Source organism: Henriciella algicola (assembly GCF_003576245.1).
In the GTDB taxonomy this organism is placed as follows: Bacteria; Pseudomonadota; Alphaproteobacteria; order Caulobacterales; family Hyphomonadaceae; genus Henriciella; species Henriciella algicola.
This window is the reverse complement of the sequence record NZ_QWGA01000008.1, coordinates 310748-332115: the sequence shown is the minus strand read 5'-3', so window position 1 is coordinate 332115 and position 21368 is coordinate 310748. Positions and strand designations below refer to the sequence as shown.

Below are 21368 nucleotides of genomic sequence, written 5' to 3'. Positions count from 1 at the left end.
GCTAAGGCTTGCAGCTGATGTCCCGCCTCCCTCGCCTTCGCTTAAGAGACTTTACGCCCCGCGGGCTCTATCCGCGGTCGGTGCTTATGGTAATCCTGCCGGTGATCCTGCTGCTAAGCGCGGTGACCTACATCTTCTATGACAGCCACTGGCGCCACACCTCGCGCAAGCTGAGCCAGACCATGGCGAGCGAGATCGAGTTCATGGTTGGCCTGCGCGACAGGTATCCCGGCCAGTTCGACATGCTGCGCGATGATGCGCGCGAAGCGATGCAGCTCGACGTCACCGTGCTTGAGAATGAGACGCTGCCAACCGAACAGAAAGAACTCTTCTTCTCCGCGCTCGACGACATTCTTTCGCGAGAGCTCGACGTGTCGCTCGACCAGCCTTTCTGGTTTGACATTTCCGGCTATGGCGAAACGGTCGAGATCCGCGTGCAGGACGGCGACGATGTCCTGCGCTTCCTTGCAGAACGCGACCGGACGTTCTCGACCACAGGCCACATCTTCATCGTCTGGGTCATCGGTGCCACGGGCATCCTGATCGCCCTCGCCCTTGGCTTCCTGCGCAATCAGGTCCGCTCGATCTTGAAGCTGACCGAGGCGGCGAAGGCCTATGGCCGGGGCCGCGATGCCGGCAATTACCGCCCATCTGGCGCAACCGAGATCCGTGACGCCGCTCGCGCCGTGATGGATATGCGCACTCGCCTCACGACCTTCGCCGAAGAACGCACCACAATGCTGGCCGGCATCAGCCATGACCTGCGCACACCGCTAACGCGGCTGAAGCTGCAACTCGCCATGATGGACGACACGCCGGAGATACAGGACGCCCGTCAGGACCTTCAGGAAATGTCGGTCATGCTGGACGAGTACCTTGCCTTTGCGAGCGGCAAGGAAGGCGAACAGTCGGCCACCTTCCGGTTCGACGAACTGGTCGACGAGATCGTGGCCGCCCTTGGCGGGCAGGCGCACATCCGCGCAACGACGCCTGTCACGATCATCGCGCGACAGGGGCTGATCCGGCGCGCCGTTTCAAACCTCATCTCCAATGCCCAGGGCTTTGCTGAGAAGGTGGAGATCGAGGTCATCGAAGGCCCGCATATGGCCGAACTGATTGTCGATGATGACGGCCCCGGCATCCCTGAGGAAAAGCGCGAGGAAGCCTTCAAGCCTTTCCACCGCCTCGATGACTCGCGAAACCAGAATGTGCCCGGTACTGGCCTTGGTCTTTCCATCGCGCGTGACACGGCCCGCCAGCATGGCGGCGATATCCGGCTTGAGGAAAGCCCGCTTGGCGGCCTGCGGGTGCGCCTGCGTCTGCCTGCCTAGAAGCCTGCTGGCGGCGGAAGGCCCGGCGCGCTGAGGCAGATCACCTTGAACCGGCTTCCCAGTTCAGCTGGATCGACGAGCCTCTTCACGCCTTCATAGATCTGTTCAGCGCGGTTCGGATTGGCCTTGATAAGCGTCTGCATCCGCGCCTCTGCGCCAAGCGCCATCAGGAACGGCCCCTGCTCGACCGGGCCAGACACTTCAAGCCCGCGCTTCTCTGCCAGACGGGCCAGCCGCGCAAAGTCCACATCGACGGTGAGGTCGCTCTCCCCCGGCATGTCGAGAGGCCCGACCTGCGCCCCATCCTTGAAGGCGCGCAGCGTATCTCCGGGCGCACTGCCTGCAGGCCCATAATCGATCAGCAGCGCCCGTCCCGGCGCGCGGGCAAAGGCGTTCGCCAGCGTTTCGCAAAGCGTATCGAGCGCCGGCTGCACCTCAATTGAGGTCTGGCCCTCTGCTGGCTCACCCGACAGCTTCTCCACCTTGTCCGTCGCAAGGCCGAAAGTGAGGTCGCCCGCGTCTGTCAGGCCGACGACCCGCTCCAGCCAGCCTTCGCCGCCCTTGACGAACTGGCGCGCAGGCAGGCAGTCGAGCCACTCATTGGCAACAAGCAGAAAAGGCCGCTCACCCAGCGTCTCGAAGGCGCCAAGGAAGTCGGGGTGAAACTCTGAGAGCCGTGCTTTCTGGGCGGCCGCATAGACCGGGCTTGCCTCGCTGATGGACAGCCGAAAACGCTCGCCCCCGCCGACACTGGCGATCGCCCGCATCATGTCGTCCATCATCGTGCCACGGCCAGCGCCGACCTCGATCAGGTCGAACGGATCTGGTCCGCCAAGCGCCTGCCATTCATGCAGGCTCCAGAGGCCCAGCAACTCGCCGAACACCTGGCTGATCTCTGGCGCCGTAATGAAGTCGCGGCCAATGCCCGGCCGTGTGGCGTAATAGCCAAATTCCGGGTCATGCAGGCAGGTATTCATATAGGCCGACACGGGCAGCGGCCCGCCCGCCTCGATCAGCGTCTTCAGCTTTGCCTTCAGTCCCGTCATGCCCTCGCAGCGCCAGCCGGCGGTTTGCTAAGGCCGTGCCAGACGAGGAACGCCCCGCCGATCCACATGGGCAGCGACAGCAACTGCCCCATCGTGATGAAGTCAGGCAGCACGCCCATGGTGAAGCTATCAGGCTCCCGGAACTGTTCGGAGATCGTGCGACCCGCCGCATAGAAGAGCAGAAACATGCCAGCCGCGAGGCCGCGCCGCTTCAGGAGATCGAACTTCCAGATCAGGAATGAGATGACGAGGAATGGCAGCAGGCCTTCGAGGAAAGCCTCGTAGAGCTGGCTAGGGTGGCGCGGCATTTCCGGCTCACACAGACGGAAGGCCGGGTTCTGGTCGCGGCAATAAATCCACTCATTGGACTGCCAGTCATAGGCTGACGGCGTGCCGCCCGTATTGGCTTCCGGAAAGACCATGCCGACCGACGCATTGGTGTGCCGGCCATAGAGCTCTGCATTGATGAAGTTCGCGCAGCGCCCGAAGAAGATGCCGATCGGCGCGACAGCGCCCGCGATGTCGGCAAGCGGCAGCAGTTTCACGCCGCGCATCTTTGCCGAGATCAGAATGGCAATCGCAACGCCGAGCAGGCCGCCATGGAAGGACATGCCGCCTTCCCAGATGCGCAGCAGGCTCCACGGGTCGCGCTGCACCGTCTCGAACTGGAAGGGCAGCTGATAGAATAGGATGTAACCAATACGCCCGCCAAGGATGACGCCCAGCGTCACATAGAACAGGATATCATCGATATCGTCGGGCGTTGCCGGGCTCGTTCCGCCCCAGAGGCGTTCGCGCTTCACAAGCATCACGGCATAGCGCCAGCCAAGGACCAGACCGGCGATATAAGCCAGGGCGTACCAGCGGATCGGAAAGCTTCCAATCTCGACAAGCGCCGGATTGAACTCCGGAAAACTGAGCGCTGCTGTATAGAGTGCGTGCATTGCCTGCCTTTTCCCGTCGCGCGGCGTCGCCTATCTGTTGACCGATACCGGCTAGTCTCTCCCCTTAGTCGCGGCAAGGAGTAACCGCATGGCCAATACAAATCCACTGCTTGATGATCTCGCAGGTCTGATGACAGGCGCCATGGGCGCCGCCCGCTCTGCAGGCGAAGAGGCGCGCACCGCCGTTCAGTCGCGTGTGCGCGAATTCATCGCGGACATGGACCTTGTCGAGCGTGACGAAGTCGAGGCTCTTCGGGCCATCGCAATCAGTGCACTTGAGAAAGTCGAGGCGCTCGAAGCGCGCGTCGAAGCACTCGAGAAGAAATAGCTCTTTAGCGAAAATCACCGGCCAGACGGACGCTCTTCATCAGGGCGAATACCTGCTGGCCGGTTTCAAGCTTCAGCTCTGACAGGGCATGGCGCGTGATCTGCGCGCGGATCAACTCACTGCCAATCTTGAGATCGACCAGCGCGTCCGCCGCCGTATCGCTCGAGACAATTCGGCCAACACGGGCAGGTAGAACATTCCGGATCGACATCGGCCCCGGACGCTCTACGGCGATCGCGACATCCCGTGCATCGATGAAGAGGCGCAGCTTGTCACCCTGACGCGCGCCAGCGACATTTGGCAGAAGAAGAGTTTCGCCACCTGCCTCCAGCGCCATGAGGCCGCTATCGGCATCAATCCGCGCCACCGTCGCTTCGATCAAGGACGCAGGCCCAGCGCCCTCAGACAGCGGCCCGAGGTCAAGGCTCCTGCCTATCTCGGCAACCGGGCCGTTCGCCAGCACCCGCCCGGCCTCCATCACGACAATACCGGATGCTAGCGCCGCCACTTCTTCCAGGTCATGGCTGACATATAGGACGGGGCAGCCCGAGTGCTCTGGCAGGCTTTTCAGGAATGGCAGGATGTCCCGACGTGCTGCCCTGTCGAGGCCGGTCAGCGGCTCATCTAGCAGCATGAGGTCAGGACAGGAAAGAACCGCCCGCGCCAATGCCACCCGCCTGCTTTCGCCGCCGGATAGAGAGACCGCGCGGCGCTCCAGCAGTCCTTCGATGCCGAAGGTAGCAATGGCTGCACCCATATCCGGGCTTCGCCCCGCTTTGCGCGCTCGCTTCGCCGCAAAATCGAGATTGCCCTGAACATCAAGGTGGCTGAAGAGGCGCGCGTCCTGAAACACGTAAGCGACAGCGCGCTGATGCGCCGGAACGAAGACGCCCGCGGCACTGTCCTGCCAGACAGTCTCTCCGAAGCCGATACGGCCCTCGCCCTGCGCTTCCAGCCCGGCAATCGCCCTCAGCAGGGTCGTCTTGCCGCTACCGCTCGGTCCGAACACTGCCGTCACACCTTCCAGCGCCACGTCTTCGCGCACCTTCAGGCTGAACGTCTGGCGAGCAAGCACAATGTCGAGAGAGAGGCGATCAGCTGACACGGAGGCGGTAGCTCCTGTTCAGGGCATAGACGCCAACCAAGGTCACAAACGAAAACACCAGAAGCCCCGCCGAGAGAATATGCGCCTCAGCGTATTCAACGGATTCCACGTGCTCATAGATCGCGATGGAGATGACCCGTGTACGTTCCGGGATGTTGCCGCCGACCATCAGCACGACGCCGAACTCTCCGATTGTGTGCGCAAAGGTCAGCACGCACGCCGTCAGGATACCCCGCGCCGACTGCGGCAGTAGCACAGTCCAGATGGCGTCCAGTCTCGACGCCCGCAGCGCTGCCGCCGCCTCCATCGGCCCGCGCCCGACTGCCTCGAAAGCCGATTGGAGCGGCTGCACCATGAAGGGCAGCGAATAGATGGCAGAGGCAAACACCAGCCCCGCAAAAGAGAAGCTGAGTGTCCCGCCCGTCAGGCTGACCCAGGCCGCGCCAAGCGGCGCTGACGGGTTCATCAGGATCAGGAGATAAAAGCCGATCACCGTCGGTGGCAGAACTAGCGGCAGCGCCGTCACGGCCTCGACCACGGGCTTCAGACGGGCCTGCGTCGTCGCAAGCCAGTAGGCCAGCGGCACACCGATCACGAGAAGGATCACGGTTGTCACCGCCGCCAGATGCAGGCTGAGCAGGACCGGCCCAAGATCAGGCATCACGGGTCAGCGTTCCTCATAACCATAGTCGCGCATGATGGAGAGCGCCCTGTCGCTTCGAAGGAAGGCGATAAACTGCAATGCGGCCTCATTGCCTGCCGCACGCTGCATCAGGACGACATCCTGCCGGATCGGCGCATGAAGGTCACCCGGCACGCTCCACACCCCGCCCTTTTCACCTGCCTCACCTTTCACCAGCTGCGACGCCGCAACGAAGCCCAGCTCGGCATTACCGCTGGCGACGAGTGCGTAGACCTGGCCAATATTCTGGCCATAGACGATCCGGTCCGACAGGGCGTTCGCCAGATCAAGAGAGACCAGCGTCTCCTCGGCGGCTGCGCCATATGGCGCAAGAGCCGGATTGGCGAGCGCCAGAGCGCGATAGCTCCCGTCCCGAAGCTCATTCTCGCCATCGAAATCAGGCGTCTGCGACGCTGGCATCCACAGGATCAGGCGCCCGGTCGCATAGGTAAACTGTGTGCCCTCCACGCCGTTTCCGGCATCAACCAGTCGGCGCGGGCGGTCTGTATCGGCGGCAAGGAAGATGTCAAAGGGCGCCCCATTCTCGATCTGCGAATAGAGCTGGCCGGTCGACCCTGACGAAAGAATGACCTCCAGACCGGTCTCTGCCTCGAACTCCGCCTCGAGCACTTTTGCCGTATCGAGGAAGTTGGTGGCGACCGCGACCATCACGTCGCCTTGATGCGCCTGCCCGCAGCCCGCGATCAGGGCGAGAGGCAGTGCGAAAGCCATCCCGGCACGTCTGATCCAGAGCAATCTCGACATTTCAATCGTCTAGCACCCTGCATATCTGTCAGCAACGCATACAGATCGAGCGGCCGCGCGCCCATTCCGTATAGCTGTGCTCATCAATTGAAACGGGTCCAAAGGCGTGCGAGTGAGCAGGAAGGCTTCCACAAATGAAATTTGGAGTCAGGTTGCAGGGGAGCCGCCCCGTGTTACCGTTCGACCAGTGGCGGCCTGCCACGCTGATTCGGAGGAAATCGCCGATGAGCCTCAATCTCGAACAAAGCTATAATATGGATGGCGACCCGCTCGACATGGTCGAAGCGTGTCTTGAGCACGCAGGCTGGGAACACCAGCGCGAAGACGACGCCGCCATTCAATGCATCGCCCAGACCCGCTGGGGTGAGATGGGCGCGCTCATCGCGTCGCGCCGCGAACCGCCTGCCCTCCATTTTACCATTACGCTGGACCTGAAGCCGACCGCCGCGCGCTCGAACGCGATCGCCAAGCTGGTTCTGATGGCGAATGAGCGCCTCTGGCTTGGTCACTTCGACTATTGGGTCGAGGACAGCGTCCTTCTTTTCCGCCACACGCTTCCACTGCTCGACCGCGTCGAACCGGAAGCCGGCGAAATCCGCGCCGTAATGGCAGCCGCCACTGACGCAGTGAACATGTTCGTTCCTGCCTTCAACTTCGTCATCTGGGCGGGCAAGACACCAGAAGAAGCCATCGACGCAGCGATGTTCGAAACCGATGGCGAGGCCTGAGCCGGGCCTGACGCTTGTCGGCGGTGGTCGCATGGGCTCCGCACTGGCGGGTGGCTGGATCAAATCCGGCTATGCAGGCCCGATAGCCATCCACGACCCGGCACCATCGAACCAGCTGAAATCCTGGAACGACGCAGGCAAGATCAGCCTCAACCCTGATCCGGTCCCGGCCAGCACCCTCATCGTCGCGGTAAAGCCGCAGGTCTTTCCAAAGATCCTCGATGACCTTCGCGCCTTTGTCGGGCCGGACACGCTGGTCCTGTCGATCATGGCGGGCATCACCCTGTCTTCACTGGCTAAGAAGCTCGGCACGTCCCGCGTCGCGCGCGCCATGCCCAATACGCCCGGCCTTGTCGGCGAAGGCATGACCCTCCTCTGCATGCCAGAAGACGCAGCAAGCGATGACACCGCCTATCTTCAGGAATTGCTGACGCCCCTCGGCGCCGTCGAAGGCCCGCTCGGCGAGGACCAGATTTCCGCTGCCACCGCTCTTTCCGGTTGCGGCCCCGCCTATGCGTTCCTGCTTGCCGAAGTCATGGCCGCCGCAGGTGTCGCTCACGGCCTTGATGAGCAGCTTGCCCTCCGCCTTGCGCAGAAAACCGTGCAGGGCGCAGGCGCCCTGATGATGGACAGCGATGAGCCGCCATCGATGCTTCGTGAGAACGTCACCTCGCCCGGCGGTGTCACCAAGGCAGCGCTCGACGTCTTGATGCGGGACGGGGGCATGCCATCTCTGATGAAGGAGGCGGTCGCAGAAGCCATCCGGCGCGACCGCGAGCTTTCAGGAGACTGACACATGAGCGACGCGCGCAAGGACCTACTCAACAAGGGCGTTGAGGCCGCGCTCGAACTCGCAAAGACCATCGACTGGCGGGATCTGACGCTTAGCGCAATCGCTGAGCGCGCTGGCCTGTCGCTGAAAGACTTTCACGGCGTCGCCGACAAGGCGAAGATCTCTGACGCGGTCGAAGACTGGCTCGACGAAGCGATGAGCGAAGGCTCCACCAGCGAAGACGAGACCCGACGTACGCGGCTGTTCGACGTCATCATGATGCGTTTCGACAGGATGGAAGAGCACCGCGAAGCGATGCTCTCCCTGATCGAATGGCGCCAGACACAGCCTGCCCGGCTGCTGAACCTCATCGCCGCCCGACACACCACTGCCAGCTGGGCGCTGTCCTGCTCAGGCCTCGATGGCTCGGGCGACTTTCCGAAACCGATCCGCACCACGGCGATCGCCTGGGCGCTGGCGCAGGCAGAAACTGCCTGGCGCAAGGAAGACAGCAGCGATCTCTCGCGCACCATGGCCAAGCTCGACGGTGAGCTTCGCAAGATGGAAGAGCGCGCAGGCTGGATCGCTGGCCGGTTCGGCAGGAAGTCACGTGACAAGGACGACGAAGACCTGCAGACGTCCGCGCCAGACGAGCCAACCACAGAACACCAGCCAAGCTAGGCCTTATCCTTGACCAAGATCCCTCACGTCCTCGCGCCCCGGCTTGCCGGAATGAACGGCATCAAGCACGGCTTTTTCGGGCGTCAGGGCGGTACGTCCGAAGGCATCTATGATAGCCTGAACCTCGGCATCGGCTCTGATGACAAACCGAAAGCCGTGATGCGCAACAGGCGGCTGGTGTCAGACCTGATCGGCACGCGCGAAGTCGATCACATGCTCTCCTGTTATCAGGTCCATTCTGACCGCGCGATCCTGGCCACGATGCCTTGGGGACCGGACCGCCCGCAGGCCGATGGCATGGTCACGAACCTACCCGGTATCGCGCTCTGCATCCTGACCGCCGACTGTGTGCCGGTTCTCTTCGCTGACAGGAAAGCGAGCGTCATCGGCGCCTGCCATGCGGGCTGGAAAGGCGCGCTTGCCGGCATCTGCGAAGCGACCATCGCCAAGATGGAAGAGACCGGCGCGAACCGCAAAGACATCTACGCCGCGGTCGGCCCCTGCATCGGCCAGAAAAGCTATGAGGTCGGCCCGGAATTTCGCGATGAAATCCTCAGCGGCGCCCCATGGGCGGGAAACCTGTTTCATCCGGGCGAAGGCGACCGCTACCACTTCAATATCGAGACCTTCGTGAAGAACCGCCTCGTCAAGGCGGGCCTCGCCTTCGTCGATGTGATCGGCCACGACACGTGCGAGCTGGAAGACATGTACTTCTCCAATCGCCGCCGCAATCACTTCGGCGAACCGGATTATGGCCGTCAGGGCTCAGTGATCATGCTGGAGGGGTAGGACTGCCCCTCTGAAAGGCCTTTTCCTTCGACAGGCTCAGGATGAGGCCTTCTGCCGCGCCGCAATCAAACTCCACCTCATCCTGAGCCTGTCGAAGGATGAAGCAGATATATTTTGAGCTGAGCGACGCAGCAGGGCCAATACCTGCACCCTTTTTCTTGCGACTCTGCCCCTCGTGCGCCACAAGCACCTCGAAACTGATCTCAAGGGAAGGCAGCCCCCGCGATGAAACTCATTACCTGTAATGCGAACCGTCCCCTGGCCGAGGCAATTGCCGACCATCTGGACTGCCCTCTCTCCAAGGCGGAGATCAAGAATTTCGCCGATGATGAGATCTTCGTGCGGATCAATGAGAATGTCCGCGGCGAAGACGTTTTCCTGATCCAGTCCACATCCAAGCCCGCCAATGACAACCTGATGGAGCTGCTGATCGCTATCGACGCGCTGGCCCGCGCATCGGCAGAGCGGATCACGGCCGTCATCCCTTATTTCGGCTATGCCCGTCAGGACCGCAAAACCGATGGCCGCACGCCCATCTCTGCCAAGCTGGTCGCAAACCTGATCTCCACCGCAGGCGCCGACCGCGTCCTGACCATGGACCTCCATGCGGGGCAGATTCAGGGCTTCTTCGATGTGCCGACCGACAACCTCGTCGCCATGCCGGTCATCGAGAATGATATCCGCATGACCCACAACGGCGCCGACCTCATGGTCGTCTCCCCCGACGTTGGCGGGGTGGTGCGGGCCCGTAACCTTGCCAACCGTCTTGGCTGCGACCTTGCGATTGTCGACAAGCGCCGGCCGGAAGCTGGCAAATCGGAAGTGATGAACATCATCGGTGACGTGACCGGTCGCCGCTGCATCCTGGTCGACGATATCTGCGACTCCGGTGGCACGCTGGTGAATGCGGCCGCTGCCCTGAAAGATGCCGGCGCCGTCGGCGTCAGCGCCTATGTCACGCACGGCGTGCTGTCTAATAATGCCGTGAAGCGGATCGAAGACTCCGTCATGGACGAGATCGTCATCTGCGACACGATCCGTCCGACCGAGGAAGACTTTCAGTCCAAAAGCCTGCGCGTTCTCTCTGTTGCGCCGCTGCTCGGCGAGGCCATCCGGCGGATCGCGAACAATGAGAGTGTCTCGAAACTCTTCGACTGATTTGTAATGTCGCACCGCCCTTTGAGGCGGGAACGGCCCTGCCCCCTTTGTGTTGGTTAGGTAACTTATCCAGCAAGAAGGAAGGGCCAAGAAATGGCTGACAGTCAAAGACTGGGCGACATGCTCACGACCATTAATCCGGCGACCGGCGAAGAACTCGATCGCTACCCGGTGATGACCGACCGCGAATATGAGACAGCGATCGAGCAATGCCACGAAGCGTTCCTGACCTGGCGCCACGAAGCGCCAGAGAAGCGCGCCGAAATCATCAAGAAAATTGGCGAAGGCCTGAAGGCGAAAAAGTCTGAGCTTTCCAAGCTGATGACCGATGAGATGGGCAAGCTCGTCAATCAGGGCGAAGCGGAGATTGATCTCTGCGTCGGCATCTGTGACTGGACAGCACAGAACGGCCCGAAAGAGCTCAAGAATGAAGAGCGTGAGCTGCCGAATGGCGGCAAGGGCGTCATCACCTATTCACCGATTGGCGTGATCTATGGCATTCAGCCATGGAACTTCCCCGCTTACCAAGTCGTCCGCTATGCCATCGCCAACCTAATGGCGGGCAATGGCGTCCTCCTGAAGCATGCCGAGTCTGTCACCGGCTCCGCGCTTATGCTTGCAGAAATCTTCGAGGATGCAGGCCTTCCGAAGAACCTCTTCACCGTCCTCCGGATCAGCCATGACCAGTCCGACAAGGTCATCGAGCACAAGCTGGTCCGCGGTGTGACGTTGACGGGCAGCTCTGGCGCTGGTGCCATCGTTGCCAAGAAGGCGGGCGAGCAGCTCAAGAAGACTGTGCTCGAGCTTGGCTCGAACGACGCTTACATCGTTCTTGAAGACGCCGACATGGAACAGGCTGTCAAACAGTGCGTGACGGGCCGCGTGTTCAATAACGGTGAGACCTGCGTCGCGGCAAAGCGCTTCGTCGTGGTCGATGCCGTCTATGACCAATTTCGAGACGCCTTCGTCGAAGCCATGAAAAACGTCAAGATGGGCGACCCATCCAAGAATGAAGGCGATATCGGCCCGATGGCGCGCGAAGATCTTCGAGATGACCTCCATGAGCAGGTCGAGAAGAGCGTCCAGAAAGGCGCCAAGATCCTCTGCGGCGGCGAGAAGCCGGACCAGAAGGGTTGGTGGTATCCAGCGACCGTCCTCGACAACGTCGAACCCGGCCAGCCTGCCTATGATGATGAGCTGTTCGGCCCCGTTGCCTCGCTGATCCGTGCCAAGGATGCCGACGACGCCATGCGCATTGCCAATGACAGCCGGTTTGGCCTCGGCGGCGGCATCTTCACGAAGGACAAAGAAAAGGCCATCGAGCTTGCCGAAAAGTATTTCGACACCGGCATGGTCTTCATCAATGGCTTCGGTCTCGCCCAGCCCAACATGCCATTCGGCGGCGTCAAGAATTCCGGCTATGGCCGCGAGCATGGCGGCTTCGGCATGAAAGAGTTCGTGAACGCCAAAGCCATCAATGTGATAGGCTAGGCCCGAACCATTACACCTTAAAAGCGAAAGGCCCTGCCATTCCGGCAGGGCCTTTTTTTGTGCGCTCAGGCGTCACCTAGTTCTGATAGATGACGAGCCCGTCCACCGAAGCTGGATCGAAGCTCTTCATTTCGACCGTCCCGTCGGCCGCTGTGACGGGCCGCCAGTATTCCACATGTAGGTGAGGTCCTGTTGCCCGGCCGCTGGCGCCCAGCAGGCCAACTTTCTCACCAGCCGCAACCGTATCGCCAGTCTCCAGAAGGCGTTCCGACAGCTGGCAATAGATGAGCTTCGAACCGTCGGCATAGATGACCTCGATCATCTCGCCATAGCCATCCTTAAAGCCAGAGAAGCCGACCTCGCCCTCTGCGGGCGAAAAGATCGGCGTGCCCATCGGACCTTTGATGTCCATGCCGTTATGCATCAGCTCTTTGCCGCTGATCGGATGGGTGCGCATGCCGTACTGGCTCGTCACCTTGGCACTCGCTTCAATCAGCACCGGGTGGGTGTAGGTGATGCTGGAGGAAAGCGCACTTCCCTGCCCGACCGCAAACGGAGCAGCCGATAGGGCAAGCAGGGCTGCGACGGTCGCGAGCACCGGCCTTTGCCGTTTTTGCTGTTTATCGAGGATACGGGTCAATCGCATGGGTAGGCTCCTTTTGCGGGGCAGGATGAAACTTGAAACGGGAAGGGTTCTGAGCGGCGTACTGGAACGGGCCGCGCGTGCCAGCGTCCGGGCATAGCCGATCGGGTTGCCGCTACGCTCAGCGGCAATCTCGTCGCACACCGCCTCGCGCCAGAAGTCGAGCTCGCGCCGGATCGTCCAGGCAAAGGGTGAGAACCAGAAGATATCTGCGATGAGCCGTTCGAAAGGACGCGTGATCAGGTCGCCGCGCTCCATATGGACACATTCATGGATGACGACATGACGTCGGTCCTCGGACGACTTCATCGCCTCTGGAATATAGATGGCAGGCTTCAACAGCCCGGCAATAAAGGGCGACCCGGCCGGTATGATGCGCAGGGGCGGCATATTCCGCGGCGAAACCAGAGCGTTCTCGTCTGCCTCCACCGCGGCTGCTTTCAGCCTTTGCAGCCGCACCTGCCCTGCAAGCGACAAACCCGCACGAACACCCCATCCCGTAATCAGGATGACCAGAAGCGCCGCCTCGGCAACGCTCCAGTCAGGCCGAGCCACCACAGCGCGAAGCCCGGTCGACGCAGTCTCAACTGTTTCAGACAGAGGGTATAGATACGGGATTTCAGGCAGGCCTTCCGGAAACCGTCTCGGCAGGAGCGACAGCACGCCCAGGATCAGCCAAGGCGCAAGCGAGAGACAGGCCGCGCCGCGCCAGACAAGCTGCGCATACCGGGCGCCAGCTGCCTGCCCTGTCAGCAACCGCGCCAGCCCGGCAAGGCCGCCCGTCCACACCAGCGACAGCGTGATGAACCAGGCCGCACTCATGACTTGCCGCCCGTATTGTCGTCTGCCCGCTCCTCGGCCGCATTGATAATCGCGTCGAGCTCATCAAGCTCCTCGGCAGAAAGATGCGGACTATCTGCGAAGAGCGACGCTGGCAGCGGGCCTTTCAGGTCCAGAACCTGCCGAGCCAGCTGGCGCACCAGACCACCAAGCGTTTCGACCCGGTCCAGTACGGCCGCATAGAAGGCAGCATTGTCGGGTGCTTCCCCGTCGCGCTTCACCCAGCCCTTGCCTTCCATCCGGTTGATGACAGTCCGTGTGGTCGAGAGCTGCCAGCCTTGTTCGGGCCCGACGGCTTCGTGGATCTCACGCGCTGTCTGGCGGCCTTTCGCCCAGAGCTGTTTCAGGATCACAAGTTCGGAGGAATTGGGTTTCGACATGAAGGGCTTCCGCGTTACATCTGTAGTGTCGTTACAGTTGTAACACGCATGCGTCAACCCCTGTCAGCTCGCCGGTTGCGAAGGCAGGCCCGCTGGTGTATTGGCCCCAGCTTCAGAAAGGACGGCGCGAGGCCGTACCTGTCAGGCTGTCACTGACCGGCAAAGAGACCGGCGGCGGACTTCAGGACGAAAGGAAGCAAAATGGCTGATACACTTAATTTCAACGTCGAAATCCGTGAGCGCACCGGTAAGGGCGGCGCACGCGAAGCCCGCCGCAATGGCAAGGTGCCAGGCGTTCTCTATGGCGGCGGCGAAGATCCGGTTGCCGTGAACCTCAAGCTCAACGAAGTCATCAAGGGCATCAATTCCGGCCACTTCCTGACCTCGACCGCAAACCTCGTCCATGACGGCAAGAAGCAGCTGGTTATCCCGCAAGCGATCCAGCTCGACCCTGTCTCCGACATGCCACTGCACGTCGACCTTTACCGCGTGAAGGCCAGCCAGGTCATCGCGGTCGAAGTTCCGGTCCACTTCACCAATGAAGAAGAAGCGCCAGGCCTCAAGAAGGGCGGCTCGCTCAACATCGTTCGCTTCGCAGTCGAACTAAACGTGCGCGCGGACAGCATCCCGGAAGCTCTGGAAGCAGACCTCACCGGCCTCGACGTTGGCGACAACGTCAAGATCTCCGACATCACTCTGCCAAAAGGCGCAGAGCCGACCATCACCGACCGCGACTTCACCATCGCGACCATCGTCGGCAAGATGGCTGAGATCGTCGAAGAGACCGAGGAAGAAACCGAAGCCGGCGACGTCGAAGCCATCAACCAGTCCGATGAGGACGGTGAAGGCGACGCTGAAGGCGAAGGCGAAGAAGAATCCAAGGAATAGTCCGCAAACTTATGGGCTGGCTTTCGGGCCAGCCCGCTACTGCGGGCACCGGTCCGACGGAGCCTGTCATGCATATTCTTGCCGGACAGGGTAATCCGGGTGCCAAATATGCTGGCAACCGGCACAATATCGGCTTCATGGTCCTCGACAGGATCGCCGCCGATCACGGATTTGGTCCGTGGAAATCCAGATTTCAGAGCGAAGCTGCCGAAGGCACGATTCAGACCGCGTCAGGCCCGGTCAAGCTTCTGCTCCTGAAACCCCAGACCTTCTACAATGAGAGCGGACGTGCCGCTGGCGAAGCGGCGCGCTTCTACAAGCTCGGCCCTGATGACGTCACCGTCTTTCATGACGAGATCGACCTTGCTCCCGGCCGGGTTCGCGTCAAACGCGGCGGCGGTCATTCAGGCAATAATGGCGTGCGCTCCATGCTCGCCCACCTCTCCCCGGACGTTCGCCGCATACGTCTCGGCGTTGGCCATCCCGGCGACAAGTCGCTGGTCATGCCGTATGTGCTGAACGACTTTGCCAAGGCAGAGAAAGACTGGCTTGAGGCCACGCTGGACGCATGTTCGCGCGCGCTTCCGCTTCTCTTTGAAGACAATGACGACCGGTTCCAGTCCGAAGTCATGCGTCTTGCCCCCGCTCCAAAGCGCGATCCGAAGCAGACGGACTAGTTGCCACTAGCCTCGTCAGGCGCTTCCGACATGTCGCCGCCTGCATCGTCTTCGGACGGCAATAACGAGCTGTGCACCAGTGATCGCGGCACCTGCCCGGCCGGACAGCTCTCCACGATATTGACGATGCCGCCACCGCCGCCGCCAGAAAGCTGCGCAGGCGAGGTCCGGGACATGAATGCCATCACCATCATACCAACAAGCAGAAGCCCGGTCGGCACTAGCATGAACAGCCCGCTCGAACGCTCCGTTTGAGGGCGCGCAAAGTCCACTTCAGGCTTGGGCGGGTTGAGCTCCAGCCTGTTTCCAGCCGCTGCATCCACGAGCTGCGCAGTCGCCGCAGCGCTCGCAGCCGCAGCGGTCGTAACCCGCTCGCCAGCATCTTTCTTCGGCTTGTTTGCAGGCTTTGCGGGCTCTGGCGCGGGTGCCGCGGCGGCTTTGCGTCCGCCGCCATTCTGCGCCAGCGGATCATTCGGGTGCGCCGCCTTCCATTCTGCCTTGCTCTCTTCATCTCCAGAAGAGAGCGACAGCCAGTCGGCCAGCCCTTCGCGCCCATCCTTTTCGCCCAGCGCCTCACACAGGGCCTTGAACCCTTCAGGCGTCGCGCGCGCCGTCAGCCCGGCAAGATCAAAACGCTGATCCTTGTCGAACGGCTCGTCAGGCACCGTTTCATCAAGGTCCGCCTGAACCAGAGCGCCCGGACGCGAGCGTGCGAGATGCGCTATCGCATGCACCCAGTCGCTGTCAGTCCCGTCGCTGTCGCACGCCTTGGCCGACCACAGCACCAGGACGCTGGTCGCTTTGTTACAATCGCTAAGGTCACGCGCACTTGGTGTCGTATGGGCGCGCTTTGCATCGTGGCGCACCCTGAATTTCAGCGCCCGCAGCCGCCGTGCCAGTACCGTTGCCTTCTTGCTGTCCCCCATTGCAGAGACCAGCAGCACGTCGAAAGCCATGAAAACCTCTTCTCGGCGGATGCCTTTATAAGAACATTACCTGTGCCAGACACAATTGAATACCAGCCCAACCCGACATTCCCCCCTGTTCTGACGGCGAAAATGCGTTATGCCGCGCGCCAGACCAGACCGGTACACCATCGGCAAGAAGGAGCGCGCACATGGGTTTCAAATGCGGGATCGTCGGCCTGCCAAACGTTGGCAAGTCCACCCTCTTCAACGCCCTGACCCAGACGGCAGCTGCGCAAGCCGCCAACTATCCATTCTGCACGATTGAGCCGAATGTCGGCGAAGTCGCCGTGCCAGAGCCGCGTCTTGAAAAGCTCGCCGCGATCGCGGGCTCCAAGGAAATCATCCCGGCCCGGATGAACTTTGTCGATATCGCTGGCCTCGTCGAAGGCGCGTCAAAGGGCGAAGGCCTTGGCAACCAGTTCCTCGCCAACATCCGCGAAACCGACGCCATTCTTTATGTGCTGCGCTGTTTCGAGGATGACGACATCACGCACGTTGCGGGCCGCGTCGACCCGATTGCCGACCTCGACATCGTAGAGACCGAGCTGATGATCGCCGACATGGAAAGCCTCGAGAAGCGCCGCGCAGGCGTCGAGAAGAAAGCAAAATCCGGCGACAAGGACGCCAAGGAAACGCTCGCCCTGCTCGACCTTGCCCTGGCTGAGCTGAATGAAGGCCGCCCGGCCCGGATGGCTGAGGTGCCCAAAGAAGAGATGAAGGCCTGGCGCATGCTTCAGCTGCTGACCGCCAAGCCCGTCCTTCTCGTCGCCAATGTCGACGAAGACAGCGCCGCAACCGGCAACAAGTATTCTGAAATGGTGATGGAGCGTGCCGCCAGGGAAGGCGCCGAGGCCGTCGTCATCTCTGCCCAGATTGAAGCTGAAATGGCCGTTCTGGAGCCCGCCGAACGCGCCGAATTCCTTGAGATGCAGGGCCTCGAAGAGCCGGGTCTCAACCGACTCATCCATTCCGGCTACCAGCTGCTCGGTCTGCAGACCTATTTCACTGTCGGCCCGAAAGAGGCCCGCGCCTGGACCATCCGCAAGGGCTGGACCGCTCCGCAGGCCGCAGGCGTCATCCATGGCGACTTCGAGAAAGGCTTCATCCGCGCCGAGACGATCGCCTTTGACGACTTCGTTGCCAACAATGGCGAAGCAGGCGCCAAGGAAGCCGGCAAGATGCGCCAGGAAGGCAAGGAATACATCGTCAAGGAAGGCGACGTCCTGCACTTCCGGTTCAACGTGTAGAAGCCCGGCCTACCGCCGCCCTCCCAGCGAAAGCTGGGACCCATGGCGGTTGAGACCGAACCTCCCAGCCGCCATTGGCCCCAACTTGCGTTGGGGAGGCGGACCTGCTTGATCCGAGTGAGCAACTGAAGTCTCACCATGCCCCAACTCCTCATCGTCTATTTCTCCCGCACCGGCGGCGCCGAGCAGATGGCGAAGGCTGCACATGAGGCCGCCCAGTCCGAAGAAGGCTGTGAGACCATTCTGAAGTTCGCGACCGAGGCAGGCCCGGAAGACCTCCTCGCCGCCGATGGCTACATTTTCTGCGCACCGGAAAACCTCGCCGCCATTGCGGGCGGCATGAAGGAGTTCTTCGACCGCTCCTATTATGAGGTGCTCGGCAAGATCGAAGGACGCCCTTATGCGCAGATGATCTGCGCAGGCTCAGACGGTGAAAACGCCATGCGCCAGACCGCCCGCATTGCTAAAGGCTGGCGGCTCAAGATCGCGCAGGAACCCTTCATCATCTGTACCCACGCACAGACCCGCGCAGACATCCTCGCCGACAAAAAGATCAGCGAGGATGACCTCGACAAATGCCGCGAGCTCGGCGCCGCGATGGCCGCGGGTCTCGCCATGGGTGTTTTCTAAGGAAACCCAACACAGCCTCGTGGTGAGCCTGACGAACCACGCTCACCACGAGGCGGATGTCTTTTTGTCAGCGCGGCGCACCGGGCGATTGATACATCGACAGCGTGTGCCCATCAGGGTCAGCAAAGTCAGCCGTCAGCCCGCCATCCGGGGCGTGGGAGACCGGTGTCACGATCGTCACACCCTTTGAGGCGAGCCCCTCCACGACGCCGTCGATCCCGCCTTCCTCCAGATGAAAGACAACGACAGGGCTGTCGCCGCGCTTGCCGTCCTGCTGGAAGAAGATGAGCGACACGCCATTCGCGGCCTCCGCCATGAGCCAGTCGGCCCCGCCAGCCTCACCCTCTTCGCCCGGCATGCGCGTCAGGTCGAGCTCGAGACTGTCGCGGTAAAACACCTCTGTGCGGTCGATGTCGGCCACGTAAAAGACGATGGCACCAATTCCTGTTTTCGTGAGCATGAAGACCTCCTCTAGCTGGTTCGCTCACATACCTGTTGCCGCCGATCGGCAATCTGTGAGGTCGTCAGTACAAAAAAATGACCGTCCGGATCATGGCTCGCCAGAAACCCGCCGCGCCGGGCGAGCCGCGCTCTCATCCTCTGCCGCATCGCGCCATAGGGCAGCACCTCATCCAGCGTCAGATCCACGTCCGGCGAGGTCTCGATACTACGCTTGAGCTGCGAGATACGCTGACGCAGCGCCGTATCCGACAGGCCAAGCAGCCAGCCGATCTCAGCACGCGTCGCCCCGTTGAGCGCCAGCAGCACCGTCACACGCAGGGACGGGCTGAGCCCGCCGAGACGGATGGCATCCCTGTCGGTCAGCTCGACCGAAGTATCCGACACCTGCTGCCAGCCCGTTTCTCTCTCACGCCGACGCACAGCCGTGCGGGCCACCTGGCGGGCCTGGTTGCGGATGACACCGCGCAGCCATTTTTGCGTCTCTTCGGACTCAAAATTGGTCCGGCCAGCCTCCACGGCTGCGAGGCAAGCGAGCTGGACAAGATCCTCTGCCTCGTCAGGCCGCCCTGCATGGCGTCGCGCAACCGCGCCCAGCCGTCTTACCCATGGCTCAGTCATCCTGGCGGCCCCCAAATCCTCCCTAGACGACGCCCGCTCTGGACGCGCCCATTTGTTCCCCGTATGTTCAGATGCGGGCATGAAAAGGTCAAGCCCCGAATCGGATTAGGCAGGACCCATGGAAGCGCTCGTCACTATTGGCTCTATCGGCCTCGATCTCATTCACCTTGTCCTGCTGCTTGCGGCCATAGCCCTTGCCGTTGCCCTGTTCGTCATTCGCGGCCGGCTCAGCGCAAAGGCAGCCAATGCCCGGCGGGACCTTGAATACGCCGAAGACAGCGTCGCTGCCCTGAAAGCCGAACGCGAAGAACTGCGCCAGCAGGTGAAGACCAAGGACGCTGTCGCCGAGCAGGCCCGCATCGACCTCGCCAAGGCCGAAGCGCGCAGCGAAGAGGACGAGAAGAAGTTCGCAGAACTCGCGCAAGGGGTGCTGCGACGCGCAAACACCCAATTCCTCGAACTCGCCGACGAGCATTTCAAACGCCACAAGGAAGGCGCGCAAACCAACCTCAAGGAGCTGATGACCCCGATCACCAAGAACCTTGAGGAGTTCGCCAAGAAAGTCTCGGAGATTGAGAAAGTTCGCGCCGACGACAAATCGGTCCTGCAGGAACAGGTCAAAGCCATTGGCGAGAGCCTGAAAGTCCATACCAGTGAGACCAACAAGCTCGTCAGCGCCCTCTCAGCGCCGCGCGGCGGTGGCCGCTGGGGGGAAACGACGCTGCGCAATGTCATGGAGCACGCTGGCCTGTCTGCCCATTGCGACTTTTCCGAACAGGTTCACGGCGAGACCGAAAGCGGCCGCCAGCGCCCCGACGTCGTCATCAAGCTGCCCGGCGGGCGCGAAATCGTCGTCGACTCCAAGGTCTCGCTTGAGGACTATCTCAAGGCGCTCGATGAAAGCGATCCCGCCCGCCGTGAGGCTTTAATGCGCGCCCACGCCCGCAAGGTCCGCGATCATATCAAGACGCTCGGCTCGAAGGACTATCAGAGCGCCTTTTCCCAGCGCGTCGACTTTGTCGCCCTCTTCATTCCGGGCGAGAGCTTCTATGTCGCCGCACTCGAATTTGAGCCGGACCTCTTCGACTTTGCAGCCGCAAGGCAGGTCATCGTCGTGACCCCGTCGACCTTGCTCGCTCTCGCCAAGGCGGTTGCATATGGCTGGCGCCAGGAACAGGCGACAGAGAATGCGAAGAAAGCCGCAGAACTTGGCCGGGACCTCTATTCGCGTCTGACCACGCTCGGCGGCCATGTCGAGAAGATGGGCAAGTCGCTCAATTCCGCGGTCGACGCCTATAACAAGATGGGCTCCAGCCTCACCTCCCGCGTCCTGCCCGCCGCGCGCAAGTTCGAAGACCTGCAGATCGCACCGCCGGAAAAATCCGTGCCTGAAATCGAAAGCATAGAAAAACGCGCCACCCTGCCCGACCGAACCGGCGAGCTGGAGTTTGATCTGGGTGAGGATTAGGGCGTTACTCCAGCGAGCAGCGCCCCGGCGTTGATTTCTCGGCCTCCTCCTCCTATTTTCCGGCCATGGCTATTCGCGAAATTCTCACCGTCCCGGACCCGCGCCTGAAGGAAGTCTCCAAGCCCGTCGAAGGCGGCGTGACGGATGAACTCCGCGCGCTCATGGATGACATGCTGGAAACCATGTACGACGCCCCCGGCATTGGCCTTGCGGCGATCCAGATCGGCGTGCCCAAGCGCGTCATCGTGATGGACCTTGCTGGCCCGGATGAAGAGCCTGCGCCCCGTTATTTCGTGAACCCGGAAATCCTGCCGCTGACCGAGGATCTGGCCCCATACGAAGAGGGTTGCCTCTCCGTGCCGGACGTGTTCGACGAAGTGGAGCGCCCGACCCGCTGCCGCGTGAAATACCTTGATTACAATGGCAAGGAAGTCGATGAGATTGCCGAGGGCATGTACGCCGTCTGCATCCAGCACGAGATGGACCACCTCGAAGGTACGCTCTTCATCGACCACCTCTCGCGCCTGAAACGCCAGCGCGCCGTCGACAAGGTGAAAAAGGCCAAGCGCCTCGCTGACAAGCTTTCGAAATCCAAATCGAGAAGCGCGGCCTGATCGCCCGCTTGTTCGCCAAAGCCTGGGTCCGCTGGACACTCGTGCTGATACTGGCGGCGCTGATTGTCATTATCTGCGCGGGCAATGGGCTTTCTGGAAATGGTATGGCCGGG

General features: G+C 61.6%; 24 protein-coding genes. 14 read left to right on the top strand and 10 right to left on the bottom strand.

Annotation, left to right across the window (positions count from 1 at the left end; translation table 11 throughout):
* Positions 1-86: 86 nt before the first annotated feature.
* Positions 87-1331 carry a sensor histidine kinase gene (locus tag D1222_RS14520; protein ID WP_233348856.1) on the top strand — a complete coding sequence of 415 codons (1245 nt, stop codon included), beginning with the start codon at positions 87-89 and terminating at the stop codon, positions 1329-1331.
* Here D1222_RS14520 and D1222_RS14515 read toward each other — a convergent pair.
* Positions 1328-2377: a class I SAM-dependent methyltransferase gene (locus D1222_RS14515; protein ID WP_119454979.1), complete on the bottom strand. Its 1050-nt coding sequence runs from the start codon at positions 2375-2377 to the stop codon at positions 1328-1330. The genes D1222_RS14520 and D1222_RS14515 overlap by 4 nt on opposite strands.
* Positions 2374-3321: a prolipoprotein diacylglyceryl transferase gene (gene lgt / locus D1222_RS14510; RefSeq protein WP_119454978.1), complete on the bottom strand. Its 948-nt coding sequence runs from the start codon at positions 3319-3321 to the stop codon at positions 2374-2376. Before lgt ends, D1222_RS14515 begins: the two co-directional genes overlap by 4 nt.
* Before the next feature lie 88 nt (positions 3322-3409).
* Here lgt and D1222_RS14505 point away from each other — a divergent pair, with 88 nt between their 5' ends.
* The gene (locus tag D1222_RS14505; RefSeq protein WP_119454977.1) at positions 3410-3649 is read left to right on the top strand and encodes an accessory factor UbiK family protein; all 240 of its coding nucleotides are present in this window, start codon (positions 3410-3412) and stop codon (positions 3647-3649) included.
* 4 nt (positions 3650-3653) lie between these two features.
* Here the strand turns inward: D1222_RS14505 and modC are convergent, their stop codons facing one another.
* Genes modC through modA form a run of 3 tightly spaced genes read right to left on the bottom strand, consistent with a single transcriptional unit; the run spans position 3654 to position 6201 of the window.
* Positions 3654-4754, bottom strand: a complete 1101-nt coding sequence (gene modC, locus D1222_RS14500) for a molybdenum ABC transporter ATP-binding protein (RefSeq protein WP_119454976.1) — start codon at positions 4752-4754, stop codon at positions 3654-3656.
* Positions 4744-5415, bottom strand: a complete 672-nt coding sequence (gene modB / locus D1222_RS14495) for a molybdate ABC transporter permease subunit (protein WP_119454975.1) — start codon at positions 5413-5415, stop codon at positions 4744-4746. Before modB ends, modC begins: the two co-directional genes overlap by 11 nt.
* A 6-nt stretch (positions 5416-5421) precedes the next feature.
* Positions 5422-6201: a molybdate ABC transporter substrate-binding protein gene (gene modA / locus D1222_RS14490; protein WP_119454974.1), complete on the bottom strand. Its 780-nt coding sequence runs from the start codon at positions 6199-6201 to the stop codon at positions 5422-5424.
* Positions 6202-6425: 224 nt separating this feature from the next.
* Between modA and D1222_RS14485 the strand changes: the two genes are divergently transcribed.
* The 6 genes from D1222_RS14485 to D1222_RS14455 all read left to right on the top strand — a co-directional run bounded on the left by D1222_RS14485 (position 6426) and on the right by D1222_RS14455 (position 11820).
* Positions 6426-6929, top strand: a complete 504-nt coding sequence (locus tag D1222_RS14485) for a type III secretion system chaperone family protein (RefSeq protein WP_119454973.1) — start codon at positions 6426-6428, stop codon at positions 6927-6929.
* Entirely contained in the window at positions 6916-7722 is an 807-nt protein-coding gene (gene proC / locus D1222_RS14480; RefSeq protein WP_119454972.1) for a pyrroline-5-carboxylate reductase, read from the top strand. The genes D1222_RS14485 and proC overlap by 14 nt, the downstream gene beginning before the upstream one ends.
* Positions 7723-7725: 3 nt before the next feature.
* A complete protein-coding gene (locus D1222_RS14475) occupies positions 7726-8382 on the top strand; it encodes a TetR/AcrR family transcriptional regulator (RefSeq protein WP_119454971.1) in 657 nt (218 codons plus the stop codon).
* 9 nt (positions 8383-8391) lie between these two features.
* Entirely contained in the window at positions 8392-9171 is a 780-nt protein-coding gene (gene pgeF / locus D1222_RS14470; protein WP_233348796.1) for a peptidoglycan editing factor PgeF, read from the top strand.
* 225 nt (positions 9172-9396) lie between these two features.
* Positions 9397-10329 carry a ribose-phosphate pyrophosphokinase gene (locus D1222_RS14460; protein ID WP_119454968.1) on the top strand — a complete coding sequence of 311 codons (933 nt, stop codon included), beginning with the start codon at positions 9397-9399 and terminating at the stop codon, positions 10327-10329.
* A 93-nt stretch (positions 10330-10422) separates the two neighbouring features.
* On the top strand, positions 10423-11820 hold the full coding sequence (locus D1222_RS14455) for an NAD-dependent succinate-semialdehyde dehydrogenase (protein WP_119454967.1): 1398 nt from the start codon (positions 10423-10425) through the stop codon (positions 11818-11820).
* 76 nt (positions 11821-11896) lie between these two features.
* On the opposite strand, the gene D1222_RS14450 is transcribed toward D1222_RS14455, so the two are convergent.
* Positions 11897-13285 (bottom strand): M23/M56 family metallopeptidase, encoded by a 1389-nt coding sequence (locus D1222_RS14450; protein WP_119454966.1) that lies wholly within the window; start codon positions 13283-13285, stop codon positions 11897-11899.
* Positions 13282-13683 (bottom strand): BlaI/MecI/CopY family transcriptional regulator, encoded by a 402-nt coding sequence (locus tag D1222_RS14445; protein ID WP_119454965.1) that lies wholly within the window; start codon positions 13681-13683, stop codon positions 13282-13284. The genes D1222_RS14450 and D1222_RS14445 overlap by 4 nt, the downstream gene beginning before the upstream one ends.
* A 201-nt stretch (positions 13684-13884) precedes the next feature.
* Between D1222_RS14445 and D1222_RS14440 the strand changes: the two genes are divergently transcribed.
* Both D1222_RS14440 and pth read left to right on the top strand, forming a co-directional pair.
* A complete protein-coding gene (locus tag D1222_RS14440) occupies positions 13885-14571 on the top strand; it encodes a 50S ribosomal protein L25/general stress protein Ctc (protein WP_119454964.1) in 687 nt (228 codons plus the stop codon).
* Between the two features lie 68 nt (positions 14572-14639).
* A complete protein-coding gene (pth, locus tag D1222_RS14435) occupies positions 14640-15248 on the top strand; it encodes an aminoacyl-tRNA hydrolase (protein WP_119455186.1) in 609 nt (202 codons plus the stop codon).
* Here pth and D1222_RS14430 read toward each other — a convergent pair.
* On the bottom strand, positions 15245-16204 hold the full coding sequence (locus D1222_RS14430; RefSeq protein ID WP_119454963.1) for a hypothetical protein: 960 nt from the start codon (positions 16202-16204) through the stop codon (positions 15245-15247). The genes pth and D1222_RS14430 overlap by 4 nt on opposite strands.
* A gap of 161 nt (positions 16205-16365) precedes the next feature.
* Here D1222_RS14430 and ychF point away from each other — a divergent pair, with 161 nt between their 5' ends.
* Positions 16366-17463, top strand: coding sequence for a redox-regulated ATPase YchF (gene ychF / locus D1222_RS14425; protein WP_119454962.1), 1098 nt, complete (start codon positions 16366-16368; stop codon positions 17461-17463).
* Positions 17464-17601: 138 nt separating this feature from the next.
* The gene (locus D1222_RS14420; RefSeq protein ID WP_119454961.1) at positions 17602-18093 is read left to right on the top strand and encodes a flavodoxin family protein; all 492 of its coding nucleotides are present in this window, start codon (positions 17602-17604) and stop codon (positions 18091-18093) included.
* Positions 18094-18160: 67 nt separating this feature from the next.
* Here the strand turns inward: D1222_RS14420 and D1222_RS14415 are convergent, their stop codons facing one another.
* Positions 18161-18553: a VOC family protein gene (locus D1222_RS14415; RefSeq protein WP_119454960.1), complete on the bottom strand. Its 393-nt coding sequence runs from the start codon at positions 18551-18553 to the stop codon at positions 18161-18163.
* An 11-nt stretch (positions 18554-18564) separates the two neighbouring features.
* Positions 18565-19173 carry an RNA polymerase sigma factor gene (locus D1222_RS14410; protein ID WP_119454959.1) on the bottom strand — a complete coding sequence of 203 codons (609 nt, stop codon included), beginning with the start codon at positions 19171-19173 and terminating at the stop codon, positions 18565-18567.
* A 118-nt stretch (positions 19174-19291) separates the two neighbouring features.
* Here D1222_RS14410 and rmuC point away from each other — a divergent pair, with 118 nt between their 5' ends.
* Together rmuC and def are read left to right on the top strand one after the other, a co-directional pair.
* A complete protein-coding gene (gene rmuC, locus D1222_RS14405; protein WP_119454958.1) occupies positions 19292-20641 on the top strand; it encodes a DNA recombination protein RmuC in 1350 nt (449 codons plus the stop codon).
* Between the two features lie 65 nt (positions 20642-20706).
* Positions 20707-21255 carry a peptide deformylase gene (gene def / locus D1222_RS14400; protein WP_119454957.1) on the top strand — a complete coding sequence of 183 codons (549 nt, stop codon included), beginning with the start codon at positions 20707-20709 and terminating at the stop codon, positions 21253-21255.
* Positions 21256-21368: the final 113 nt, after the last annotated feature.

Coding starts and splice junctions, on each gene's coding strand:
- D1222_RS14520 (WP_233348856.1), top strand. CDS start 87: ATGGTAATCCTGCCGGTGATCCTGCTGCTAAGCGCGGTGACCTACATC.
- D1222_RS14515 (WP_119454979.1), bottom strand. CDS start 2,377: ATGACGGGACTGAAGGCAAAGCTGAAGACGCTGATCGAGGCGGGCGGG.
- lgt (WP_119454978.1), bottom strand. CDS start 3,321: ATGCACGCACTCTATACAGCAGCGCTCAGTTTTCCGGAGTTCAATCCG.
- D1222_RS14505 (WP_119454977.1), top strand. CDS start 3,410: ATGGCCAATACAAATCCACTGCTTGATGATCTCGCAGGTCTGATGACA.
- modB (WP_119454975.1), bottom strand. CDS start 5,415: ATGCCTGATCTTGGGCCGGTCCTGCTCAGCCTGCATCTGGCGGCGGTG.
- modA (WP_119454974.1), bottom strand. CDS start 6,201: ATGTCGAGATTGCTCTGGATCAGACGTGCCGGGATGGCTTTCGCACTG.
- D1222_RS14485 (WP_119454973.1), top strand. CDS start 6,426: ATGAGCCTCAATCTCGAACAAAGCTATAATATGGATGGCGACCCGCTC.
- proC (WP_119454972.1), top strand. CDS start 6,916: ATGGCGAGGCCTGAGCCGGGCCTGACGCTTGTCGGCGGTGGTCGCATG.
- D1222_RS14475 (WP_119454971.1), top strand. CDS start 7,726: ATGAGCGACGCGCGCAAGGACCTACTCAACAAGGGCGTTGAGGCCGCG.
- D1222_RS14460 (WP_119454968.1), top strand. CDS start 9,397: ATGAAACTCATTACCTGTAATGCGAACCGTCCCCTGGCCGAGGCAATT.
- D1222_RS14455 (WP_119454967.1), top strand. CDS start 10,423: ATGGCTGACAGTCAAAGACTGGGCGACATGCTCACGACCATTAATCCG.
- D1222_RS14450 (WP_119454966.1), bottom strand. CDS start 13,285: ATGAGTGCGGCCTGGTTCATCACGCTGTCGCTGGTGTGGACGGGCGGC.
- D1222_RS14445 (WP_119454965.1), bottom strand. CDS start 13,683: ATGTCGAAACCCAATTCCTCCGAACTTGTGATCCTGAAACAGCTCTGG.
- D1222_RS14440 (WP_119454964.1), top strand. CDS start 13,885: ATGGCTGATACACTTAATTTCAACGTCGAAATCCGTGAGCGCACCGGT.
- pth (WP_119455186.1), top strand. CDS start 14,640: ATGCATATTCTTGCCGGACAGGGTAATCCGGGTGCCAAATATGCTGGC.
- D1222_RS14430 (WP_119454963.1), bottom strand. CDS start 16,204: ATGGCTTTCGACGTGCTGCTGGTCTCTGCAATGGGGGACAGCAAGAAG.
- ychF (WP_119454962.1), top strand. CDS start 16,366: ATGGGTTTCAAATGCGGGATCGTCGGCCTGCCAAACGTTGGCAAGTCC.
- D1222_RS14420 (WP_119454961.1), top strand. CDS start 17,602: ATGCCCCAACTCCTCATCGTCTATTTCTCCCGCACCGGCGGCGCCGAG.
- D1222_RS14415 (WP_119454960.1), bottom strand. CDS start 18,553: ATGCTCACGAAAACAGGAATTGGTGCCATCGTCTTTTACGTGGCCGAC.
- D1222_RS14410 (WP_119454959.1), bottom strand. CDS start 19,173: ATGACTGAGCCATGGGTAAGACGGCTGGGCGCGGTTGCGCGACGCCAT.
- rmuC (WP_119454958.1), top strand. CDS start 19,292: ATGGAAGCGCTCGTCACTATTGGCTCTATCGGCCTCGATCTCATTCAC.
- def (WP_119454957.1), top strand. CDS start 20,707: ATGGCTATTCGCGAAATTCTCACCGTCCCGGACCCGCGCCTGAAGGAA.